Annotated in this window: 18 protein-coding genes and 2 pseudogenes; 17 read left to right on the plus strand and 3 right to left on the minus strand. The window is 38.7% G+C overall.

Going from position 1 to position 19,813, the window contains the following annotated elements; genetic code table 11:
• Positions 1-11 precede the first annotated feature (11 nt).
• From HMPREF0847_RS02550 to sdbB, 10 genes and pseudogenes are all read left to right on the plus strand, one after another.
• A pseudogene (locus HMPREF0847_RS02550) lies at positions 12-710 on the plus strand (response regulator transcription factor).
• Positions 707-1,746, plus strand: a pseudogene (locus tag HMPREF0847_RS02555) (sensor histidine kinase). The pseudogenes HMPREF0847_RS02550 and HMPREF0847_RS02555 overlap by 4 nt, the downstream one beginning before the upstream one ends.
• A gap of 142 nt (positions 1,747-1,888) precedes the next feature.
• Complete coding sequence (gene ccdA2, locus HMPREF0847_RS02560; RefSeq protein ID WP_008808632.1) at positions 1,889-2,599, plus strand: thiol-disulfide oxidoreductase-associated membrane protein CcdA2; 711 nt, start codon at positions 1,889-1,891, stop codon at positions 2,597-2,599.
• A 27-nt stretch (positions 2,600-2,626) separates the two neighbouring features.
• Positions 2,627-2,962, plus strand: a complete 336-nt coding sequence (locus HMPREF0847_RS02565) for a hypothetical protein (RefSeq protein WP_008808633.1) — start codon at positions 2,627-2,629, stop codon at positions 2,960-2,962.
• Positions 2,963-3,031: 69 nt separating this feature from the next.
• Complete coding sequence (locus HMPREF0847_RS02570; protein ID WP_008808634.1) at positions 3,032-3,595, plus strand: redoxin family protein; 564 nt, start codon at positions 3,032-3,034, stop codon at positions 3,593-3,595.
• Between the two features lie 15 nt (positions 3,596-3,610).
• Positions 3,611-4,717 carry a peptide-methionine (R)-S-oxide reductase MsrB gene (gene msrB / locus HMPREF0847_RS02575; protein WP_008808635.1) on the plus strand — a complete coding sequence of 369 codons (1,107 nt, stop codon included), beginning with the start codon at positions 3,611-3,613 and terminating at the stop codon, positions 4,715-4,717.
• Between the two features lie 59 nt (positions 4,718-4,776).
• Positions 4,777-5,511 carry a response regulator transcription factor gene (locus HMPREF0847_RS02580; RefSeq protein WP_008808636.1) on the plus strand — a complete coding sequence of 245 codons (735 nt, stop codon included), beginning with the start codon at positions 4,777-4,779 and terminating at the stop codon, positions 5,509-5,511.
• Positions 5,508-7,211 carry a cache domain-containing sensor histidine kinase gene (locus tag HMPREF0847_RS02585; RefSeq protein WP_008808637.1) on the plus strand — a complete coding sequence of 568 codons (1,704 nt, stop codon included), beginning with the start codon at positions 5,508-5,510 and terminating at the stop codon, positions 7,209-7,211. Before HMPREF0847_RS02580 ends, HMPREF0847_RS02585 begins: the two co-directional genes overlap by 4 nt.
• A gap of 253 nt (positions 7,212-7,464) precedes the next feature.
• On the plus strand, positions 7,465-8,175 hold the full coding sequence (ccdA2, locus tag HMPREF0847_RS02590) for a thiol-disulfide oxidoreductase-associated membrane protein CcdA2 (RefSeq protein WP_008808638.1): 711 nt from the start codon (positions 7,465-7,467) through the stop codon (positions 8,173-8,175).
• A 78-nt stretch (positions 8,176-8,253) separates the two neighbouring features.
• A complete protein-coding gene (sdbB, locus tag HMPREF0847_RS02595) occupies positions 8,254-8,811 on the plus strand; it encodes a thiol-disulfide oxidoreductase-associated lipoprotein SdbB (protein WP_008808639.1) in 558 nt (185 codons plus the stop codon).
• Positions 8,812-8,855: 44 nt separating this feature from the next.
• Here the strand turns inward: sdbB and HMPREF0847_RS02600 are convergent, their stop codons facing one another.
• Genes HMPREF0847_RS02600 through HMPREF0847_RS02610 form a run of 3 tightly spaced genes read right to left on the minus strand, consistent with a single transcriptional unit; the run spans position 8,856 to position 11,669 of the window.
• A complete protein-coding gene (locus tag HMPREF0847_RS02600; RefSeq protein ID WP_008808640.1) occupies positions 8,856-10,097 on the minus strand; it encodes an NAD(P)H-dependent oxidoreductase in 1,242 nt (413 codons plus the stop codon).
• A 17-nt stretch (positions 10,098-10,114) separates the two neighbouring features.
• Positions 10,115-10,720 carry an NADPH-dependent FMN reductase gene (locus HMPREF0847_RS02605; protein WP_008808641.1) on the minus strand — a complete coding sequence of 202 codons (606 nt, stop codon included), beginning with the start codon at positions 10,718-10,720 and terminating at the stop codon, positions 10,115-10,117.
• Positions 10,721-10,739: 19 nt separating this feature from the next.
• Complete coding sequence (locus HMPREF0847_RS02610) at positions 10,740-11,669, minus strand: FAD:protein FMN transferase (RefSeq protein WP_008808642.1); 930 nt, start codon at positions 11,667-11,669, stop codon at positions 10,740-10,742.
• Between the two features lie 278 nt (positions 11,670-11,947).
• Between HMPREF0847_RS02610 and nox the strand changes: the two genes are divergently transcribed.
• The 7 genes from nox (at position 11,948) to HMPREF0847_RS02645 (ending at position 19,780) form a co-directional block, all read left to right on the plus strand.
• Positions 11,948-13,324, plus strand: coding sequence for a H2O-forming NADH oxidase (gene nox / locus HMPREF0847_RS02615; protein ID WP_008808643.1), 1,377 nt, complete (start codon positions 11,948-11,950; stop codon positions 13,322-13,324).
• A gap of 113 nt (positions 13,325-13,437) precedes the next feature.
• The gene (locus HMPREF0847_RS02620) at positions 13,438-14,988 is read left to right on the plus strand and encodes a ClC family H(+)/Cl(-) exchange transporter (RefSeq protein WP_008808644.1); all 1,551 of its coding nucleotides are present in this window, start codon (positions 13,438-13,440) and stop codon (positions 14,986-14,988) included.
• Positions 14,989-15,122: 134 nt separating this feature from the next.
• Positions 15,123-15,998 carry an iron uptake system protein EfeO gene (efeO, locus tag HMPREF0847_RS02625; RefSeq protein ID WP_008808645.1) on the plus strand — a complete coding sequence of 292 codons (876 nt, stop codon included), beginning with the start codon at positions 15,123-15,125 and terminating at the stop codon, positions 15,996-15,998.
• Positions 15,999-16,002: 4 nt separating this feature from the next.
• Complete coding sequence (efeB, locus tag HMPREF0847_RS02630; protein WP_008808646.1) at positions 16,003-17,211, plus strand: iron uptake transporter deferrochelatase/peroxidase subunit; 1,209 nt, start codon at positions 16,003-16,005, stop codon at positions 17,209-17,211.
• Positions 17,189-18,883 (plus strand): FTR1 family iron permease, encoded by a 1,695-nt coding sequence (locus HMPREF0847_RS02635; protein ID WP_008808647.1) that lies wholly within the window; start codon positions 17,189-17,191, stop codon positions 18,881-18,883. Before efeB ends, HMPREF0847_RS02635 begins: the two co-directional genes overlap by 23 nt.
• Positions 18,873-19,589 carry a twin-arginine translocase subunit TatC gene (gene tatC, locus HMPREF0847_RS02640; RefSeq protein WP_020992630.1) on the plus strand — a complete coding sequence of 239 codons (717 nt, stop codon included), beginning with the start codon at positions 18,873-18,875 and terminating at the stop codon, positions 19,587-19,589. Before HMPREF0847_RS02635 ends, tatC begins: the two co-directional genes overlap by 11 nt.
• Positions 19,589-19,780 carry a twin-arginine translocase TatA/TatE family subunit gene (locus HMPREF0847_RS02645; RefSeq protein ID WP_008808649.1) on the plus strand — a complete coding sequence of 64 codons (192 nt, stop codon included), beginning with the start codon at positions 19,589-19,591 and terminating at the stop codon, positions 19,778-19,780. Before tatC ends, HMPREF0847_RS02645 begins: the two co-directional genes overlap by 1 nt.
• Positions 19,781-19,813: the final 33 nt, after the last annotated feature.

The raw sequence follows: 19,813 nt of genomic DNA on the forward strand, positions 1-19,813 counted from the left end.
GAGATTGGCAAATGGGAAAGACAATTTTACTCGTTGATGATGAGATGGATATTCTAGATATTCAAAAGCGCTATCTTATGCAGGAAGGCTACCATGTTTTAGTGGCTTGAGATGGTGTGGAGGAATTAGATCTTTTCAGAAAGAAATCTGTTGACCTGATTATCACGGATATCATGATGCCAAATATGGACGGTTATGACTTTATCAGTGAGGTCCAGTATATAGTACCTGATCAACCTTTTCTTTTTACAACGGCTAAGACCAGCGAGCAAGACCAAATTTATGGCTTGAGCTTAGGAGCAGATGATTTTATAGCCAAACCTTTTAGTCCGCGCGAGCTAGTTCTAAGAGTCAATAATATTTTGCGCCGACTTCATCGTGGAGGAGAGATCGAACAAATTGAGCTCGGTGACTTGACGATGCATCATGTGGTTCATGAGGCTCGTATAGGGGAGTATTTTTTGGAATTAACAGTGAAGTCCTTTGAACTGCTTTGGATTTTAGCTAGTAATCCTGAGAGAGTTTTTTCAAAGACGGAGCTTTACGAGAAGGTGTGGCAGGAAGACTTCGTAGATGATACCAATACACTTAATGTTCATATCCATGCTCTGAGACAGGAATTGACCAAGTATGCCAGTTCAGAAACTCCTGCTATCAAAACTGTCTGGGGTCTTGGTTATAAAATGGAAAGATTACGAGGTGGAAAATGAAATTAAAAAGTTACATTCTAGTAGGGTACCTAATTTCTAGCCTACTAACGATTTTACTCGTTTTCTGGGCAGTCCAGCGAATGTTGATTGTAAAAAGCGAGATTTATTTCCTAGTTGGAATGACATTGATTGCTAGTTTTATAGGAGCGGCAGTCAGTCTCTTTCTTTTATCGCCAGTATTTTCTTCCCTTTGGCATCTGAAAAACAGGCTCAGAGTATAGCTGACAAGGATTTTAGTACAGAGATTGACGCCAAGGGCCAGGGCCCTATCGAATTTCAAGAGTTGGGTCAGGCTTTTAATGATATGTCGCATAATTTGCAAGAAACATTTGAATCGCTTAATGAAAGTGAACGAGAAAAAGGAATGATGATTGCCCAGCTTTCTCACGATATTAAAACTGCTATTACCTCTATTCAGGCGACTGTGGAGGGGATTTTAGATGGAGTGATTGAAGAAGAGGAGCAGATTCATTACTTAACCACGATTAGCCGTCAGACAGAGCGTTTGAATAAATTGGTGGAAGAATTGGATGTTTTGACTCTTAATGCCCAGCCTCAAATAGAATCAGATGGAGAAGCTGAAATAGTCTTTCTAGACCAGCTATTGATTGAGGCTATGAGTGAATTTCAACTATTGATTGAGCGGGAGGAGCGGGATATCTACATTCAAGTGTCTCCCGAGTCAGCGAAAATTAAGAGCCATTACGATAAGCTTTCCCGTATTTTGGTCAACTTGCTAAATAATGCCTTTAAATACTCGGAACCTGGAACTAAAATTGAGATCGTGGCTCAATTAACTGAGCAAATCTTGACAATCAGTGTGAAGGATGAGGGACGGGGTATTGCTCCTGAGAATTTGGATAAGATTTTTAAACGCCTTTACCGTGTGGAAACTTCTCGAAATATGAAGACAGGTGGGCATGGTCTGGGCCTTGCTATTGCACGTGAGTTGGCTCATCAGCTGGGTGGGGAAATAACGGTCGAAAGCCAGTATGGCCTAGGAAGCACTTTTACATTTACTCTCAACTTAACATAAATCCACAATAAGTGATAAATATTTTTAACTTTTGATTTAGCAAAGATAAAACCAAATTCAAGTTTTTTCAAATCGATCTCCCTATTTTTAGGGAGATTTTTATTTTATACTAGAGTCAGAAATTGATAGAGAGGTTTTTGAAATGGCAACAAGTTTTTTGTTCTTTATTTCTGTTTTTTTGGCGGGGATTCTATCTTTTTTCTCGCCTTGTATCTTACCGCTTATGCCAGTTTATGTAGGAATTCTACTGGATTCGGATCAGCCGAAAACAGTTCGATTTATGGGAAAAGATATTTCCTGGTATGGTCTAGTTAAGACGCTCTGCTTTATAGCTGGCTTATCAACTGTATTTTTGGTTTTGGGCTATGGAGCTGGTGCTCTAGGGCAAGTCCTCTATGCCCCTTGGTTTCGCTACGTTTTGGGCGGGATTGTCATTCTACTGGGAATCCACCAGATGGGACTTATCAATATCCAACAACTGCAAAAGCAAAAGAGTATTCAACTTAAAAAGAATAGTAAAAGAAGTGACTTTCTTAATGCTTTTCTCTTGGGGATTACCTTTAGCTTTGGTTGGACACCTTGTGTAGGACCAGTCCTAAGTTCTGTTTTAGCAATTGCGGCTTCTGGAGGTAATGGTGCTTTGCAAGGTGGTTTGCTCATGCTAGTCTATACTTTGGGCTTATCGCTTCCTTTTTTAGCAATGGCTTTGGCTTCCGGTTGGGTATTACAACGCTTTTCTAAACTAAAACCTTATATGGGAGTTCTCAAAAAGATCGGTGGTGCTCTCATTATACTTATGGGAATTTTGCTGATGCTTGGGAATCTAAACGCTTTAGCATCATTATTTGGATAAATATTATATAATTAAAGGAGACTTATCATGAAAAAAATTGCTTCACTTACAATCGCTGCACTTAGTATCTTTGTCCTAGCTGCCTGCTCTAATCAAAAATCAGATTCTGATATGAAGAAGACGGATGACAGCAGTATGATGAAGAAAGACGATATGAAAAAAGACGACATGAAGAAGGAGAATATGAAAGACTCCAGCATGTCTGATGATAAAATGAAAAAGGATGACATGAAGGACTCTTCTATGATGTCCGACAGCAAGTCTGATATGAAAGATGATATGAAAAAGGATGATATGAAGTCAAGCGATTCAAGCATGAAGGATGACATGAAAGATTCATCCGAAATGTCATCTGACAAATAGTAATCCACCATAGGAAAGAAAGTCGTCAGTTTTGTCGGCTTTCTCCTTATTTTGAAAGGAAAGAAAACGATGAAGAAGTTATCAATATTGACTGTCAGTCTACTTTGTGTCGGCTTTTTGGGAGCCTGTTCAAATCAGAAGACAAACTCGGAAGTTTCTAAAAGTGCTAAAAGTAATATAGAAACAAAAGCTGATTCTGGTCAATCTACCAAGATGGCTAAAGACTTTAGTCTGCAGGGTGTGGACGGCAAGACTTACAAGTTATCTGATTTTAAAGGTAAGAAAGTCTATCTAAAATTTTGGGCTTCTTGGTGTTCTATCTGTCTATCCACCCTTGGAGATACCAATGATTTGGCTAAGGAGCAGGAGGGAAAGGACTATGTCGTCTTATCAGTTGTTTCTCCGACTTTTAATGGAGAAAAGTCAGCAGATGATTTTAAGAAATGGTATAAGTCTTTGGACTACAAAGACTTCCCAGTTCTGATGGACACCAAGGGAGAATTGCTGAAAGAATATGGCATTCGCTCTTACCCATCTGCTCTTTTCGTAGGCAGTGACGGTTCTCTTGCCAAGACACACATTGGCTACATGAGCAAGGAAGATATTGAGAAAACACTGAAAGAAATCAAGTAGAAAGGAGCAATAAACATGGGAGGAAAATGGAAAATTATTCTGGTTATCCTTAGCTTGTTTGTCTGCTTTGGACTAGTCTATGTGATTGCAGGAAATAGCAATCAGTCATCTCCTGAACAGATTAAGAAAGCTTCAATGAGTAAGACGGAAGTAGTAAAGAAAAAGAAAGAAGATGTTAAAGAAGCTGATAAGCGGGTAATCTATCTGGCAGGTGGCTGTTTCTGGGGTGTAGAAGAATATTTCTCTAGAGTACCAGGTGTCATTGATGCTGAGTCCGGCTATGCAAATGGTAAGGATGACACGACCAAATATGAATTAGTTTCCCAAACTGGTCATGCTGAGACTGTAAAAATTACCTATAACGTTAAAAAGATATCTCTCAAAGAAATCTTACTTCATTATTTCCGTATTATTGATCCAACTTCTAAAAATAAACAAGGTAATGATCAAGGTACACAATATCGGACAGGTGTTTATTATAAGGATGAAGCTGATTTGAATACCATCAATCAAGTTTTTGATGAAGTGGCTAAGAAGTACGATAAACCTCTAGCTGTTGAGAAAGAACCATTAAAAAACTATGTTAAGGCTGAAAACTATCATCAGGATTACCTAAAAAAGAATCCTAATGGATATTGCCATATTGATGTTAATCAAGCCGCCTACCCTGTTATTGATGCTAGTCGTTATACTAAGCCCAGTGATGAAGAGATTAAGTCCAAGCTCTCTCCTGAAGAATACGCAGTCACACAAAAGAATGACACAGAGCGGGCCTTTTCTAACCGCTATTGGGATAAGTTCGATGCTGGTATCTATGTGGATGTGGTGACAGGCGAGCCTCTCTTTTCATCAAAGGATAAATTTGATTCAGGGTGCGGTTGGCCAAGTTTCACCCGTCCTATCAGTCCAGATGTTGCGACTTACAAAGAAGACAAGAGCTTCAATATGACTCGAACTGAAGTACGCAGTCGTGTTGGAAATTCCCATCTGGGCCATGTTTTCACAGACGGTCCTAAGGACAAGGGTGGCTTGCGCTATTGTATTAATAGTTTGTCAATCAAGTTCATTCCAAAAGCCGAGATGGAGGAGAAGGGCTACGGTTATCTTTTGGATTACGTTTAAGAGCGTTTTGATTGAAAATTTGCTATAATAAATCCAGTAAGAATAAGGAGTTGAATCTTGTGTATTCAATTATGATTGTAGAGGATGAATATCTGGTAAGACAGGGAATTGCGTCCTTAGTAAACTATGAGCAGTTTGGTATGCAAGTTATTTCCCAGGCTGAAAATGGAATAGAAGCTTGGCAGAAATTTCAGGATAATCCTGCTGACATCCTACTGACCGATATCAATATGCCACAGATGAATGGCCTTGAACTATCCAAGCTAGTCAGAGACCAGGCTCCTAAGTGCCATATCGTTTTTCTGACGGGCTATGATGATTTTGACTATGCTCGGACAGCCATTAAGCTAGGTGCAGATGACTATCTTCTCAAGCCATTTTCCAAGGATGATGTTGAGGAGATGTTGGCAAAGGTGCAGACCAAACTTGATAAGGAACGAAAAAAAGCCCAGATTCAAAACTTGGTCGATCAGGGACAGCACTCTGAGTTGGAAGAGGCTATTCACGAGCGTCTAGCTGATTCAGAGTTAAGTCTGAAAAATTTGGCTTTTCAACTAGGATTTAGCCCATCCTACCTAAGTGTTCTCATAAAAAAAGAACTAGGCTTGCCCTTTCAAGATTATTTGATTCAAGAACGGATGAAAAAAGCTAAACTCTTACTCTTGACTACAGATTTGAAGATTTATGAAATAGCAGAGCAGGTAGGTTTTGAAGATATGAACTATTTTTCTCAGCGCTTCAAGCAGGTGGTTGGGCTGACACCTCGGCAGTTTAAAAAAGGAGAGGAGAAATGAAACGATATCCGCTTCTTATCCAGTTGATTGTCTATATTTTTCTGCTGGTTCTTTTACTCTTGGGCTTTGTTGGAAGCCTCTACTATCAGACTAGCTCGGGTACTATTCGGCAGCTGACAGAGCGGACGACGCGTAATAGCATGGAGCAAAGCGGACAGTTCATTGCTTCCTATTTGCAAAAATTAAAACAAACCACCTCTACACTGAGTAAGGAAGAAACGATTCGGAAGTTTGCTCAGAATCAAGAAAGCAGTGAAACGTCAGTGCAAGCTTTGATGAAAACCATCATTGAGACTGATCCGGATTTGGTGTCGGCAGTATTGGTTACCAAGGACGGGCGCGTGGTCTCAACAGATTCTCAAATCAGCATGCAGACATCTTCTGATATGATGAATGAAAAATGGTATCAGGAAGCTGTCCATACCAGAGCCATGCCTGTCTTGACCCCTGCTCGCAAAGAGTCTCTGTCGTCAGAGAAGGAGAAGTGGGTTGTTTCTGTCACTCAGGAAGTAGTGGATGAAGCAGGGCAGAATCTTGGTGTTTTGCGTCTTGATATCGGCTATAACAGTCTCAAAGCCTATTTGGATCAGCTTCAGCTAGGAAAGAAGGGCTTTAGCTTTATTGTCAATAGCCAGCATGAATTTGTCTATCATCCCAAGAAAAGTGTTTATTCTTCTAGTCAAGAAATGAAAGCTATGCAGCCCTATATCTCGGTCAAGGATGGTTATGCAGACCAGAAGCAGGCTTTTGTCTATCAGATTGATATTCCAGATAGTGACTGGACTTTAATTGGCATCACCTCATTAGAGCAATTACAGATGCTTCAGTCACAGATGCTTTATTCATTTGTAGGAATGGGTGTTCTAGCGCTTCTGATGTGTTTGATTGGTATTTGGTTTGTCCTACGTTTGTGGATTAAGCCTCTGCAGAATCTGCAAGCTGTCATTCTGAAGATTGGCTCGGGCGAGTCAAACCTTCGGGCAGAAGAAAAAGGTTCTCCAGAGTTGGTTGACTTAGCTCAGCAGTTCAATAAAATGCTGGACCAAATTGAACAACTGATGGAAGCTGTTAAGACTGAAGAGCAAAATGTCCGTCGCTATGAGCTTCGAGCTCTCTCGGCTCAAATTAACCCACATTTCCTTTATAATACCTTAGATACTATTGTCTGGATGTCCGAGTTTAACGACAGCAAGCGTGTTGTTGAGCTAACAAAATCACTCGCTCAGTATTTCCGCTTGGCGCTCAATCAAGGGCATGAACAGATTGCTCTCAAGGATGAGATTGATCACGTTCGTCAGTATCTTTTTATACAGAAGCAACGCTATGGTGACAAGCTCCGATATGAGATTGAAGAGGATGAATCTCTAGCTGATTATAAACTGCCCAAGCTGATACTTCAGCCTTTGGTTGAAAATGCTATCTATCATGGAATCAAAGAAATCGACCGACCAGGTATAATTCGTGTGACGTCGACAGTTGAAGAAGGAAAACTGGTATTGTCTATCTATGATAACGGCTGTGGCTTTGATCTCCAAGATTCATCAGAAAAGACTCTTCTTCGCCTAGGTGGGGTTGGTCTCAAAAATGTCGATCAACGCTTGAGATTGCAGTTTGGAGAAGGCTATCGTATGGAAATCCAGTCGGAGCAAGATATCTTTACTCTGATCAAAATATATCTGCCACTATCCAATGATAAATAGTAGTTTATTGAATAAAATGACATATAGTCGGAAAGAATTTTTCCGGCTTTTTCTGTTTGAAACTTTCTAAATAAAATTTATTATTTTGCTAGAACGAAAATGATAACTAAAAATACCGTAGCAAATTTGTGAAAAATAATCCGCTTTCATTTATAATGGTTTATAGGATTAATAGAACTCCGTTCAGAAGAAAACGAATAGAGTTATTGTGAAAACCATTTTTTCTATTATAAATAAAAAAGAAGGATTAGATATGCAAACATTTCTTTTCTCAGTTTCAGTTTTTTTAGCGGGAGTGCTATCGTTTTTCTCTCCCTGTATTTTTCCCTTACTTCCTGTTTATATCGGAATCTTATTAGATTCAGAAGATAAGCCCAGAACAGTTCGATTTTTAGGCAGAGAAATCGCCTGGTATGGACTTGTTAAAACTCTCTGTTTTATTGCGGGTATATCATGTATTTTCTTCATTTTAGGATTTGGGGCGGGCTTTTTAGGAGCTATTATTAATTCTTCTTGGTTCCGCTATGTTATGGGTATCATCATTATCCTACTTGGTGTTCACCAAATGGAATTAATCAATATTAAACCCTTGCAAATGCAAAAAAATGTCGCCTTTAAAAAAGATAGTAAACGCAACGAGTTTCTTTCAGCATTTGTATTGGGGATTACTTTTAGTTTTGGTTGGACTCCGTGTATTGGTCCTATTCTAAGTTCAGTCTTAGCGCTGGCTGCTTCAGGAGGGAATGGTGCTTTTCAGGGAGCTATTCTGACCTTGATTTATACCTTGGGTATGGCCTTACCTTTCCTAATTCTAGCTCTGGCTTCAAGCTTTGTTATGCAGTATTTTAATAAAATTAAACCTTACATGGGGCTTCTGAAAAAAATCGGTGGTGCTATTATTATTCTGATGGGAATCTTGCTCATGCTTGGACAATTGAACGCCTTGTCAGGTCTATTTGGATAAGTATAAGTGTCTTAAACAGATTGAAAAAAATTTTTTGATGTTTTTTGATTTGATATTTTCTAATAAAAGGAGAAAGTGATGAAAAAATATTTAACTTTTGGTGTTGGTTTGTTAGCTGCAGTGTTTTTAACTGCTTGCTCTGACGAGATGGGAATGGAAACAAAAAGCAGTAGCAATCAACCTGCTCAGAATGCTGTAGGTCAGATAGCTGTAGGTCAGGAAGCTCCTGACTTTACTTTGAAGTCTATGGACGGAAAAACTGTTAAGTTATCTGATTATAAAGGAAAAAAAGTTTACTTGAAATTCTGGGCTTCTTGGTGTGGACCATGTAAGAAAAGTATGCCAGAACTAATAGAATTGGCTGGAAAGAAAGACCGTGATTTCGAAATTTTAAGTGTCATTGCCCCAGGAATACAGGGTGAAAAGTCTGAAACAGACTTCCCTAAATGGTTTGAAGAACAGGGCTATAAAGATGTTCCGGTTTTATATGATAGTCAAGCAACTACCTTCCAGGCCTATCAAATCAGAAGTATTCCAACAGAAATCTTGATTGATAGTCAAGGAAAAATTGGTAAAATTCAATTTGGAGCTATCAGCAATGAAGATGCTGAAGCAGCCTTTAAAGAAATGAAGTAAATAGAATATAAAAAGAATGGATAAAATTTCCATTCTTTTTTTACTTAAGCACTTGCACCAGAAGAGGCATCCGCATCTCCTCCGCCGTCACCGTGACCACCAGTATCTGAAGCGCCAGAAGTAGCATCTGCGTCTCCATGACCTCCAGCAGGAGCAAATGGTCCGCTGCCTCCTACCAAACGTTGTCCAGTTTCTTTTAGATACCAGTCAAGCCATGGTTGGAAGTTAAAGACGATTTCATTGATACCTGCATATGATCCATCAGGATAGTACATAGCTTGGTAGTTGTGAGTGTTGATTACACCAGCAGGAGAACCTGGAACAATGGTACGTACGTATTCTTGGTTTCCGTTGCGCAACGTTCCGATAACCCACTCTACATTCTTCATACGTGCTGGCGGAAGAGAACCATGAACGGTTGACATACGGCTACCTGATTGAGGTGGCACGCGTTTGGCAAACATGGTATCTGGATCTTGATGAGCGTTGTTATAGTAGAGGAATTGGTTGTTATCGTCAGCGTATGTCAATTCAAATGGCATAGCTTTTAAGAACATATCAATCTGGTTAACAGTCAAGATACCATGGTCAAGTTTGACATAGGTATCACCAGAAACAGCACCAGTGATTTCAGCGACTTTTTCTACCCATTCTGGATCATCCGGATCAACTTCTGTAACCGTTGTAGCGATTGGTTTTCCACAGTCTAAGTCTTCAGGTTCAATTGGTTTTGGTTTTTTCAATTTTGAAACCACCTCTACATATTTGATAAAGTTATCTAAGCATGATTCAAGGAATTTAACAGTTCCTTCGTTAGTGATATTGCCATCATTGTCAAAGGCTTCCTTGGCTTTGCCCAGCAAGAACTCGTTGCCTGGAAGAGTGTAAGCATTGACACCAGGAGCGTCTAGGATTTTACGCAGGTGAACTTGAGCACGGGAAGTTCCTTGGTCGTAGTATGATGCACCAACAATCATGACAGGCTTGTTTTCGAAAGGATGAACCTCGTAAGAGAGCCATTCTAAGACACTCTTCAAAGGAGCGCTGATAGTATGGTTATGCTCAGGTGTTGCGATGATGACTCCGTCTGCACGCGTGATTTTGTTATACAAATAACGCAATTGGAAGCTTTCATCCCATTTTTCATCCTGGTTAAACATTGGGACTTCATCGATTTCTAAGACTTCCAATTCAAATTTAATTTTGAACTGGCGACGGATGAATTCCAATAATTTTCGGTTATATGATTGTTCGTAGTTTGATCCTACAATTCCAACAAATTTCATTCTTTCAGTCTCCTATCTTACAATTTTTCCCAGTCAAATTCTTCAGCATCTTTGCGAAGCAATTCTTGAGCGTTGCGCAATTTGTCAGTGATTTTGACAAAGATACGGAAGTCATCAAAGATAGCATCCAATTTTTTGACAACATCAAGATCCACCAAATCTCCGCTTGGATCAAAAGCTTGAAGAGAATGTGAGAGCAAGAACTCGTCTGGAAGTACATTTGCCTTGATTTCTGGAGCGTTCAAAATTTGACGGAGCTGCAACTGGGCACGAGAGGAACCAAGTGTACCATAAGAAGCACCAGTAATCATGACCGGCTTGTTCAGCAAGGGATAGATGCCATAAGAAAGCCAAGCTAGAGCATTCATGAGTACAGCTGGAATAGAGTGGTCGTACTCAGGTGTTCCAATGAGTACACCGTCTGCTGCATCGATTTTCTCGGCAATTTCTGATACTAACTCAGGCACGCTTCTATCAGCAGGTTTATTAAACATTGGGATATCTTTAATTTCTACCAGCTCGATTTCAGCCTTGTCAGCAAAGTGCTTAGACATATATTGAAGAAGTTGCCGGTTTGTGGAACGTTTAGAATTTGTTCCAACAATTGCGATAAGTTTTAACATAGTAGGTTCCTTTCTGGATTTAGGATATAATTTCTGGGGTAAGACCAGATGAATAAAAAATTTGATTATCTTCTGTAATAACGAAGGCTTCGATTCCATTTTCTTGCTCAACTTTTTCTAAGATAGAACTAGGGCTGTCACCAAATAAGCGTGTTGTCCATATTTCTCCATCAACTGATTTATCTGAAACAATGGTGAGGCTGGCTAACTGATTATCAATTGGATAGCCAGTATTTCGATCGAAAATATGATGATATACTTTGCCATTTGCTTTCAGATTTCTTTCATAGATTCCGGAAGTAACAACGGACTGGTCTTGGATGGATAGTAATGCTAAGTTGTTTCCGCGAGCTAGCTTTGGATTCTGAATACCGATGCGCCATAAACGATTATTTTGTTGGTTCTGGCCAATAGTCAGGATATTTCCTCCAAGATTAATGAGTGCAGAAGTGACACCTTTTTCTTTTAGGAAATGGGAGATTTTATCAGCGATATATCCTTTAGCGAGGGCACCAAGGTCAATCTTCATCCCAGACTGTTTCAAAAATACTGAACGGGATATTGGATCTAATTCAATATTTTCGGGGTTGGTCAAGGAAAGAACCTTTTCAATCTCTGAAGCACTCGGAACTCTGGCATCTTTAAAACCAATACGCCAAGTTTGAATGAGGGGCCCTATAGTGATATTGAGATGACTGCCTGGAATAAGACTGTGTTTTTTTCCTAGTTCTATTAGCTCGAACAAATCAGGATGAACACAGATCGGCTCTTTTCCAGCAGCGTGGTTGACCTGCATTAGTTCTGAGCTGTCATCATTAGCGCTGAAACGATTTTCGTATATTTTTAATAAGGAAAAAACCTCATCTAGAAGAAAGTCAGCATTCTCATGTAAAATAGAAATGCTAATTGTTGATCCCATTAAACGAATGGATCTAGAAGTGAGATCCATTTTTATCACAACCTTTCCTAAATAGTTCATAATCTACGTTATTAGTATATCAAAAAGACAACGTTTTCACAAATGAATTTTATATATTTTCAGAAAAAAATAAGTAGCTTTCTTTGCAGATAACCCTACTGTTGATCTGATTTTTAATGAAGGTCTATGACTTGATGTTTTATATGATTTTTAGAAAATTGAAAAATAATGAGCATTTTTGTTGAAACCGCTAACAGATTGATGGTATAATACTCTGGTAAATTAAATTTTAAAGGTGGATTTATTCTATGAGTAAAATTGTTGTAGTAGGTGCTAACCACGCGGGTACAGCATGTATTAATACTATGCTTGATAATTATGGTTCAGAAAATGAAATTGTAGTTTTTGACCAAAATTCAAACATTTCTTTCCTTGGTTGTGGTATGGCTCTTTGGATTGGAAAGCAAATCGATGGAGCTGAGGGCCTATTTTACTCTGATAAAGAAAAGTTAGAAGCAAAAGGCGCAACAGTTCACATGAATGCTCCGGTTCTTTCAATTGATTATGATAAAAAAGAAGTTACAGCATTAGTAGATGGTAAAGAACATGTTGAATCTTATGAAAAGTTAATTTTTGCAACAGGTTCTACTCCAATCATTCCTCCAATCAAAGGTGCTGAAATTGTTGAAGGAAATCGTGAATTCAAAGCAACTCTTGAAAATCTTCAATTTGTAAAACTATACCAAAATGCAGAAGAAGTTATTGAAAAACTTCAAGACAAGAGCAAGCATATTGAACGTGTTGCTGTAGTTGGTGGTGGTTACATTGGTGTTGAACTTGCTGAAGCTTTTGAGCGTCTCGGAAAAGAAGTTATTTTGGTTGACATCGTAGATACTGTCTTGAATGGATACTATGATAAAGACTTTACTCAAATGATGGCTAAGAATTTGGAAGACCACAATATTCGCTTAGCGCTTGGTCAAACTGTACAGGCAGTTGAAGGCGATGGTAAGGTTGAACGCTTAGTAACTGATAAAGAAACATTTGATGTAGATATGGTTGTTCTTGCTGTTGGTTTCCGTCCAAATACAGAATTGGGAGCAGGAAAGATTGAATTGTTCCGAAACGGAGCTTTCCTTGTAGATAAGAAACAGGAAACTTCAATCCCTGGTGTATTTGCTATTGGTGACTGTGCAACGATTTACGACAATGCTCGTCAAGAAACAAGCTACATTGCTTTAGCATCTAACGCTGTTCGTTCTGGTATCGTGGGTGCACACAATGCTTGCGGACATGAATTGGAAGGAATCGGTGTTCAAGGTTCAAATGGTATTTCAATCTACGGCCTTCATATGGTGTCAACTGGTTTAACTCTTGAAAAAGCGAAAGCAGCAGGTTATAATGCTGTAGAAACTGGTTTCAACGACTTGCAAAAACCAGAATTTATCAAGCACGATAACCATGAAGTAGCATTGAAAATTGTTTATGACAAGGATACTCGTATTGTTTTAGGTGCACAAATGGTTTCTCGTGATATCTCGATTTCAATGGGTATCCACATGTTCTCATTAGCAATTCAAGAACAAGTAACAATAGATAAGCTTGCTCTCATGGACTTGTTCTTCTTACCACACTTCAACAAGCCATATAATTACATCACTATGGCTGCACTTTCAGCTGAATAAAACGAAGAAAGCTCCTTTTTGAGGAGCTTTTTGCTTGTCAGTTCCACTTTTAAAAATAGTTTAGGTCCATTTTAAAATATGGTACAATAGTTTCAAAAAGGGTAGGAGAAGATATGGAAGAAAAAGTAGTTCAATCTCTTCCTGAAAGAGAGTTTCAGTCGGCAAATAGTTCTATTATTTCTCAAGTTTTTCGTGGGATTTTAGTGGGCTTGTTTGTTGGAGGTATTGTAGGTCTTTTTCGCCTCATGATTGAGAAGAGTTTTCATTGGATTCAATCCTTGTATGAAAAAAGCCATGAAAATTTTACTTTCCTAGGAATAATTTTAATCCTTTACCTACTTATTATGTTTTTGGTTGCTTGGCTAATGAAGTCTGAAAAGAATATTAAAGGATCGGGTATTCCTCAAGTAGAGGCTGAGCTGAAGGGGCTCATGTCCTTGGACTGGTGGAGTGTATTATGGAAAAAATTTCTTGCTGGCTTTTTAGCTATTTCAAGTGGTCTCATGTTAGGTAGGGAAGGACCTAGTATTCAACTAGGGGCTGTTGGAGGCAAAGGGCTAGCAAAATGGCTTAAGCTTAGTCCCGTTGAAGAAAGGGTTTTGATTGCTAGTGGAGCTGCAGCTGGTCTGGCTGCTGCCTTCAATGCTCCGATAGCGGGTTTATTGTTTGTGGTCGAAGAAGTTTATCGCCATTTTTCAAAACTTTTTTGGATCTCAACTCTGGTAGCTAGTCTGGTAGCAAATTTTGTTTCCTTGGTGATTTTTGGACTTACACCTGTTTTAGATATGCCTGATAATATCCCAGCAATGCAATTGCAACAATACTGGATTTATCTACTTATGGGCCTTTTCTTAGGAATTTCAGGTTATGTTTACGAAAAAGTTGTCCTGTATATGCCAGACTTATATAAAAAAATCGGTAAGATTTTACACTTATCACCGAACTACTACCCGGCAGTGGCATTTGTCTTGATTATACCTCTTGGTTATTTTCTGCCTCAAATTTTAGGAGGAGGGAATCAATTGATTCTCTCCTTGCATTCAGAAAATTATTTACTTACAAGCCTTATTGCTTTCTTTCTTATTCGATTTATTTGGAGTATGATTTCTTATGGAAGTGGTTTGCCAGGTGGTATTTTTCTTCCGATTTTAGCACTGGGATCTCTATTAGGAGCGATTGTTGGAAATATCTGTGTGCAGTTTGGCCTTGTTAGTTGGAATCAATTTCCAATTTTTATCATTCTAGGCATGAGTGGTTATTTTGGTGCGATATCAAAAGCTCCCCTGACAGCTATGATCTTGGTAACTGAGATGGTTGGCGATATCAGAAACCTAATGCCTTTAGCAATCGTGACTTTAACAGCCTATATCATAATGGATCTGCTAGGCGGAGCACCAGTTTATGAAGCTATGTTAGAAAGAATGCTCCCAGATAATATAGGAGATGATGGAGAGACAACTTTAATAGAAATCCCTGTTTCCGAAAAAATTTCGAATAGGCAGGTGAGGGATTTAAATCTTCCGCCAGACATTCTGATTGTTATGAATATTCATAAAGGTAAGAAGAATACTGTTAACGGAAGTACTAAACTCTACTTAGGGGATACGATTTATTTGGTAGTTAAACAACATGAAATTGGAAAAATAAAAGACTTATTACTATAAGATTTACTTCCCTTGTTTTTTGAAATTGACAAGGGATTTTTATTTGGATTAAATTATCTGACAATTTATTGAAAAATGAGAAAATTTTTGATATAATTTCTTGAACATTATTTAGAATTTAAAGGAGATAGACCATGAAAAAAATGGGACTTGTCCTATTTTCAGCAGCTGTTCTCATGACAGCTTGTTCTGCAAATACGAACACAAGCAAAACTTCTTCAAGTAGTAGTGAAGCAAAAGTGACCTTATCGTCTAATGATAAGAAGGCTTTAGATAAGGCTACGTCGGAATATAAGACTTTTGTGGAAGGGCAAATTGATCAGTTGCTGACTGATACTGAAAAATTCGCCTCTCTTCTTAAGGAAGGAAAGCTTGACGAAGCAAAGAAAATCTATCCACTTATTCGAATGAGCTATGAGCGATCAGAACCGATTGCTGAAAGTTTTGGTGAGTCTGATGTAAAAATTGATTTTCGTTTAGCAGATTATATGGATGAGAACAAGACTGAAGAAGGATGGTCAGGCTTCCACCGTATTGAAAAAATCTTGTGGGAACAAAATACCACTTCTGGAACAGAAACTTATGCTAATCAATTGGTTAATGACATTAAAGAATTGAAGGCGAAAGTTGCAACAGTAGAGGTTACTCCTGATATGATGCTGACTGGTGCTGTTGACTTATTAAATGAAGTTGCAACAAGCAAGATTACTGGTGAAGAGGAAATCTACTCTCATACAGATTTGTACGATTTCCGTGCAAATATTGAGGGTGCTGAGAAAATTTTCCAATTGTTTAAACCACTTATCAAGAATAAAGACGAAAAGCTTGTAGCTTCTTTAGAAAAAGAATTTAAAAATGTTAATAGCCTCTTGGATAAACATATGACAGATAGTCAGCACTATAAGCTATATACAGACTTAACTAAAGAGGATACTAAAGAATTAGCAGAAGGTGTTACAAAACTTGGTGAACCTTTATCCCAAATGGGAGTCATTTTAAACGGGAAGTAATGATATGACAAACGACGAAAAATGGTTTGAAAAAAAGATGGACCGTCGTGAATTTCTTAAAAAAGCAGGGATTGGAGGCGCTGGTCTAGCACTGGGTGTTTCTGGTGCCTCTGCTTTTTTCGCTAATAAAGCACAAGAAGAAAAGAAAATTTCCGATGGTGGCGAAGAAATCAGCTTTTACGGTGAGCATCAAGCAGGAATTACGACTCCAATGCAAAAAAATATCTATTTTGTAGTGCTTGATTTGCATAGTACCGACAAAGAAGAAGTTATTCAAATGTTTAAGGACTGGACTGATTATAGCAGCAAGTTGGTGGATGGAGAATTGGTCAAAAAAGATGGTTCTAATGCCCTTTTGCCACCTAGCGACACTGGTGAAACAGTGGGTCTAAATCCCTATCGTTTGACTCTTACTTTTGGTGTGTCAGCTGATTTTTTGAAAAAAATGGGCTTGGAAAAGAAGCGTCCTAAAGAATTTCGTGACTTACCTCCATTTCCAAAAGAGCAATTGCAAGAAAAGTACACGGGTGGTGATATTGTAATCCAAGCTTGCGCTGATGATGAACAAGTAGCTTTTCATGCAGTCAGAAATCTAGTTCGTAAGGCCAGAAATACTGTTACCATGAAATGGAGTCAATCAGGTTTTGCAGCGATTGGAGACCGTATGTCAACTCCTAGAAATCTTTTTGGATTCAAGGATGGAACTGCCAACGTGACCAAAGAAAAGGACTTTGATCAAGTAATTTGGACTGATAGTGACGACTGGATGAAAGGTGGCACTTATATGGCTGTTCGTCGTATTCAAATGTTTCTTGAAACTTGGGATCGGACAAACCTACAGGAGCAGGAAAACACATTTGGTCGTTATAAGGAAAGTGGTGCCCCCTTTGGTAAGAAAGATGAATTCGATGAGGTTGATTTAGCTCTCTTGCCGGTCGATTCTCACGTTCGCTTAGCTAAAGAAGTAAACAAACCAATCTATCGTCGATCTTATTCTTATTCCGATGGTATCGTCGAGAAAACAGGTCAGTTTGATACAGGTCTTCTTTTTCTTGCCTTCCAAAAGAATCCGGATAGTTTTGTAAAAGTACAGACTAATCTTGGAGCTCAGGACAAGATGAATGAATATGTAACACATATTGGTAGTGGCCTCTTTGCTTGCTTTGCTGGTGTGAAAAAAGGAGAGTACCTTGGTCAAAAATTATTTGAATAAACTCCTAATTATCTTGGCAATAGCCTTCCTTTTTTTCGCTAAACCTGTTTTTGCTGAAGAGGGCTTTAGCCAGCTTTTTGTAAAGGTAACGGATGCTACAAGAGCTGTAGAGCAAGGCAACCAGGCTAAGGCGAAGCAATTGGTTGCTGAGATAAAGGAAGGATTTGAACAACTAGAGAACCACGATTCACCAGCTGGTAAAGAAGTTAGCAAAGCATTGACAATAAATGAAGTGACTAAGGAAAACTTAACCACGATTTCGTCTGAGCTCTTAAAGTTTGATAAGGAGCAACATCCAGTCGATCTTAATGCTGAAAAAGAAAAGTTGGTTAGTCGGTTAGAGTCAAGATTTGCGGATCTACAGGCAGCTATTTCTGCAAAAAATCTTGAACAAACTCGTTCAGCTTATAAAAAAATGAACTCGACCTGGACGGTGAACGAAGGTGTTGTTCGTGATAATAGTACAGCTCACTATGGTAAGATTGAAACTGCGATTTCTTTTTTACGTAGTGCAATCGAGACTGAGCCAGTAGATTTTTCAAGTGTTCAATCTTCTTTTGATGACTTAAAGACTGCTATTGATAGTTTTGTAAAGGGCGAAGAGCTTGCTACAACCGAAGGAAATCTTACTTTAAAAGACGGAATTCAGTTACTCGAAAAAGCCTTGGATGGATTTAAAGCTGGAAAAACTCAAGAAGCTAGCTCAAATATGAAAAAATTCATCACTATCTGGCCAAGTATTGAAGGAGATGTCAGCACGCGCAACGCCACTCTCTATACTCGAGTCGAGAGTGAAACACCAGTCATCATGGTTAAGGGAAATGAAAAAAAATATCAAGATCAGCTACAGGCCTTAATTAATGATTTGTCGCAGATTGATACGAGTGCATCCTATAACTTTTTTGATGCTATGCTCATTCTTTTGAGAGAAGGAGTAGAGGCTCTCTTGATCGTTATGGCTCTTGTTACAACACTAAAAGCAGCCAAGATGAAAAAGGGGCTAAAGTGGGTTTATACAGGAGCAGTTATGGGGATTTTGGCAAGCTTAGCGATTGCTGTTTTGCTTCAATTCCTTTTCCCAGCAGTATCCTCAGGTTCTAACCGTGAGATTATCGAAGGTGCAGTCGGGATTTTTGCTGTTTTGATGATGATTATGGTCGGGATTTGGCTACATAGCAAGTCTTCAATTAAAAAGTGGAATGACTTTATGGAAAGCCAGATGAAGGCTGTCACAGCAACCGGCAGTTTCATTTCTATGTTTGCACTGAGCTTTCTCGCTGTGTTTCGAGAAGGAGCAGAGACGATTCTGTTTTATGCGGGAATCTATCCTAGAATTGATAAGGCAAGTTTTTTCCTAGGGATAGGACTGGCATTTCTTGTTTTGTTTGTTCTTGCTTTAGTTATGAATAAAGCTTCTGCTTATTTCAAACCACATCGAATTTTCTTGATTCTGACTTGGCTCATTTATGCTCTGGCATTTAAAATGCTGGGGGTTAGTATCCATGCTCTCCAGCTAACTAACATTTTACCAAGTCATCTGATGAATGGTTTCACGTCGATTGATTGGGCTGGAATTTATCCAAGTCTAGAAGTTGTAACTTGTCAGTTAATTTTTGTAGTTATTGTACTTATTATTACATGGAAGAATCGTGAGAATAGCCATGGATCATAAAAAACAAACTATCGTAGAACACTTGACCGAGTTTCGTAGACGGTTCATTTGGACTTTAGCTTGCTTTCTTCTGGTATTTTTACTTGGTTTTATCTACGCAGGTGATATTTATAGCTGGTTGACCAGTGGATTTGAAAAGAAGTTGCTTGTCTTAGGACCGAATGATATTCTTTGGATTTACGTCAGCTTGTCTAGCCTGATAGCTTTTAGTGTGACCTTGCCTTTTATGGTTTATCAAATTTGGCAGTTCGTTAGGCCGGCTCTGACTTCAAGGGAATCGAAAGCGATTTTTGCTTATATACCAGCGACCTTTATCTGTTTTGTTTTGGGATTGGCTTTTGGTTTTTATCTGGTTAGTCCGGCTATTTTACAAGTCCTACTTTCGTTGGGAGAAGGCTTATTTGAGACACAGCTTACCGCCCAAAATTATCTGGCATTTCTCTTTCATACAACAATTCCGCTTGGTATCTTGTTCGAACTTCCAGTTCTAGTATCATTTTTTACGTCGCTTGGTTTGCTCAAGCCACAATTTTTGGTACAATATAGAAGGTATGCTTACTTTATTTTATTAGTCTTAGCAGTTATTTTGACACCTGCTGACTTTATCAGCGATTTAGCTATGACAGTTCCCTTGATTTTACTTTATGAAGTCAGTCTGTTGCTCAGCTATTATATATACAAAAAGAAAGAAAAGAGGAGTGAATAATGGGCATTTTAAGAGATATTGGAGCGCCAGGTCTTATTATTATTGTATTAGGAGCCTTGCTAATTTTTGGTCCCAAGCGTTTACCAGAGCTTGGACAATCAATTGGAAAAATGTTTTCAGAGTTTAAAAATGCTATGAACAATAATGAAAAAGATGCAGATTCGCAAGAAAAGAAAGAAAAAGGGGAGTAACCCTTTTTCTTTTTGACTATCATCCTTGCTTAT

The organism is Streptococcus sp. 2_1_36FAA (genome assembly GCF_000161955.2).
Taxonomy (GTDB): Bacteria; Bacillota; Bacilli; order Lactobacillales; family Streptococcaceae; genus Streptococcus; species Streptococcus gordonii.

Excerpts from the sequence above, each read along its gene's own strand:
- ccdA2 (WP_008808638.1), top strand. The coding sequence starts at position 7,465 with ATGCAAACATTTCTTTTCTCAGTTTCAGTTTTTTTAGCGGGAGTGCTA.
- nox (WP_008808643.1), top strand. The coding sequence starts at position 11,948 with ATGAGTAAAATTGTTGTAGTAGGTGCTAACCACGCGGGTACAGCATGT.
- HMPREF0847_RS02645 (WP_008808649.1), top strand. The coding sequence starts at position 19,589 with ATGGGCATTTTAAGAGATATTGGAGCGCCAGGTCTTATTATTATTGTA.
- msrB (WP_008808635.1), top strand. The coding sequence starts at position 3,611 with ATGGGAGGAAAATGGAAAATTATTCTGGTTATCCTTAGCTTGTTTGTC.
- HMPREF0847_RS02565 (WP_008808633.1), top strand. The coding sequence starts at position 2,627 with ATGAAAAAAATTGCTTCACTTACAATCGCTGCACTTAGTATCTTTGTC.
- efeO (WP_008808645.1), top strand. The coding sequence starts at position 15,123 with ATGAAAAAAATGGGACTTGTCCTATTTTCAGCAGCTGTTCTCATGACA.
- HMPREF0847_RS02605 (WP_008808641.1), bottom strand. The coding sequence starts at position 10,720 with ATGTTAAAACTTATCGCAATTGTTGGAACAAATTCTAAACGTTCCACA.
- sdbB (WP_008808639.1), top strand. The coding sequence starts at position 8,254 with ATGAAAAAATATTTAACTTTTGGTGTTGGTTTGTTAGCTGCAGTGTTT.
- efeB (WP_008808646.1), top strand. The coding sequence starts at position 16,003 with ATGACAAACGACGAAAAATGGTTTGAAAAAAAGATGGACCGTCGTGAA.
- tatC (WP_020992630.1), top strand. The coding sequence starts at position 18,873 with ATGGATCATAAAAAACAAACTATCGTAGAACACTTGACCGAGTTTCGT.
- HMPREF0847_RS02570 (WP_008808634.1), top strand. The coding sequence starts at position 3,032 with ATGAAGAAGTTATCAATATTGACTGTCAGTCTACTTTGTGTCGGCTTT.
- HMPREF0847_RS02620 (WP_008808644.1), top strand. The coding sequence starts at position 13,438 with ATGGAAGAAAAAGTAGTTCAATCTCTTCCTGAAAGAGAGTTTCAGTCG.
- ccdA2 (WP_008808632.1), top strand. The coding sequence starts at position 1,889 with ATGGCAACAAGTTTTTTGTTCTTTATTTCTGTTTTTTTGGCGGGGATT.
- HMPREF0847_RS02610 (WP_008808642.1), bottom strand. The coding sequence starts at position 11,669 with ATGGATCTCACTTCTAGATCCATTCGTTTAATGGGATCAACAATTAGC.
- HMPREF0847_RS02585 (WP_008808637.1), top strand. The coding sequence starts at position 5,508 with ATGAAACGATATCCGCTTCTTATCCAGTTGATTGTCTATATTTTTCTG.
- HMPREF0847_RS02600 (WP_008808640.1), bottom strand. The coding sequence starts at position 10,097 with ATGAAATTTGTTGGAATTGTAGGATCAAACTACGAACAATCATATAAC.